This window comes from Fervidicella metallireducens AeB (genome assembly GCF_000601455.1).
Taxonomy (GTDB): Bacteria; Bacillota; Clostridia; order Clostridiales; family Caloramatoraceae; genus Fervidicella; species Fervidicella metallireducens.
This window is the reverse complement of the sequence record NZ_AZQP01000108.1, coordinates 1-1958: the sequence shown is the minus strand read 5'-3', so window position 1 is coordinate 1958 and position 1958 is coordinate 1. Positions and strand designations below refer to the sequence as shown.

Genomic DNA, 1958 nt, shown 5'->3' with positions numbered 1-1958 from the left:
CTCATCTTTGACAGTTGCGAGAGACAAAAAGCCTGCAGAACCTTTGATTATCAAGGGCTCTCAGGCTTTTATATTTTTCAAAAAAGTGAACAATGTTTTTTATTTTTTCGTGTCTTTAAAAATTTTTTTCATTTGTTTCATATTAATTATTTGAAAATCCGTTCTAAAGCCAAATTTGTCATGTAAATCATCTGTAAAATCAGTTCTTGTATAGATTGGAATATAGCCCTCATTCTTAATCTCATAAAAATTCATTTCTCTAAGTCCTGATATAATATCGCTACACGTATATTTTTCTGAAAGTTTTTTTTCTAATAGCCTATATATCATCAGGGAAATGAAACAAGTTGTAAAATGCGCTTTTATTCTATCATCTCTCCTTAAATATACTGGTCTTGCTTTAAATTCCGATTTCATAATACGGAAGGATTCTTCTATTTCCCAACGTTTCCTATTAATTTTTATAATTGCGGCAGCATCATCACTTATATTTGTACATACTGCATAAAAACCATCATACATTGCTTCTTGTGCTATTAAATCAGCGTTAATGCTGTATAATTCTTTTTCAGCTACTTCACCGTCAGGTGTACAGTGAATCTTTGAAATAAAGCGTTTGTAATCATTAGCGTTACATTTCTTTAATTTTGTAGGATTTGTATCAATGACATCTTTAGCTCTTTCTATTTGGTTACCTCTTATAGTTCTTTGATAGTTTCTATATTTCAAAGAAAATGTCACAATAAGTTTTTGTTCAAGCCCATCTTCTTTTATCCAGCGTTCCTTATAAAAAATTTTATTAACATCTGTTTCTTCATTAATTTCGTTCAAATTATATTCTTTGTCTGAATCGCTAAGATGCCATCCTTTCGGATCTAATGCCCATTCTTTTAAATGTAATTTTAATTTTTTAATAGATTGTGTAGTAATAAAAGCTCGATTCTGTATGTTATTAAATTTTCTATTAGCTGTAGATGCAAGCCCGGCATCTGTACAAACGATAAATTTTGAAAGACCATATTCAGATATAATCTTTTGTTCTAAAGGTTTTAAAGTTACTTGTTCATTAGTATTACCTTTGTTTATACAAAATGCAAGGGGGATGCCATCACCATCCATGAAAAGTCCCATTTGAACAATTGGATTAGGTCTATGTTCTTTTGATACTCCATACTGTTTTAATCCTTCTTCCTGTTCAATTTCAAAGAAATAGTTGGTGCAGTCATAGTATAGAACTCCTTTATTACGATTGCAAACTTTAAGACTGTTCTTATATAATTCCGACTGAATAAAATCTGTTTCTTCTGAAATTACTTCTAAAGCTCTATAAATATGCTGAAGCTCAAAATCAGGCTGCTCAATAAATTTTTTTGATAATTCGTATGTGGCAAGCTTAGATGATGGATAAATAATTCGTGCATAAATTAATCTTGATAGTATTGAATTTAGATTAAAATTAAATTTATGCTTATCCGAAATATTTTTACAGATACTTTGCAGCCCAAGCTCGTTATATATTTTTTGTAAGAACAAGTAACCACCATTAAAAGTATGCTGTTGGTCCTTGGCAATTTGTTTAACAGGTGAGTATTTCACTAATATTTCTCTTTTCTCTTCTTTTTCTTTTCTATTTAACTCTTCGACGTACCTCTTCCCCCATTCTATAGGGTCTTGTCCGTTTAGCTTTTCCAAAAGTTCATCATAAGTGCCAAGCTTCTCAACTACTTTTGAAGTACGCTTGCCTTTTTCATAAACAGATTTAACTACGTATAAGGATGCTGCATTTTTTGATTTAACAATTTGTAATCTCATTTTTTCACATCTTTTCATAGATTTATATCTATATTATAACACATTGTTACACATTGTGCACTATAAAAATTTAAAATTTGACAAAAAAATAAGCCTATATCAAGGCTTTAAAGCACTTTTTTTGTTTTGCAACTGTCAAAGACCCG

1 protein-coding gene is annotated in these 1958 nt (G+C 30.1%); it reads right to left on the bottom strand.

What is annotated here, in order from left to right:
- Nucleotides 1-99 precede the first annotated feature (99 nt).
- On the bottom strand, nucleotides 100-1812 hold the full coding sequence (locus Q428_RS13845) for an IS1634 family transposase (RefSeq protein WP_035381944.1): 1713 nt from the start codon (nucleotides 1810-1812) through the stop codon (nucleotides 100-102).
- Between the last annotated feature and the right edge of the window lie 146 nt (nucleotides 1813-1958).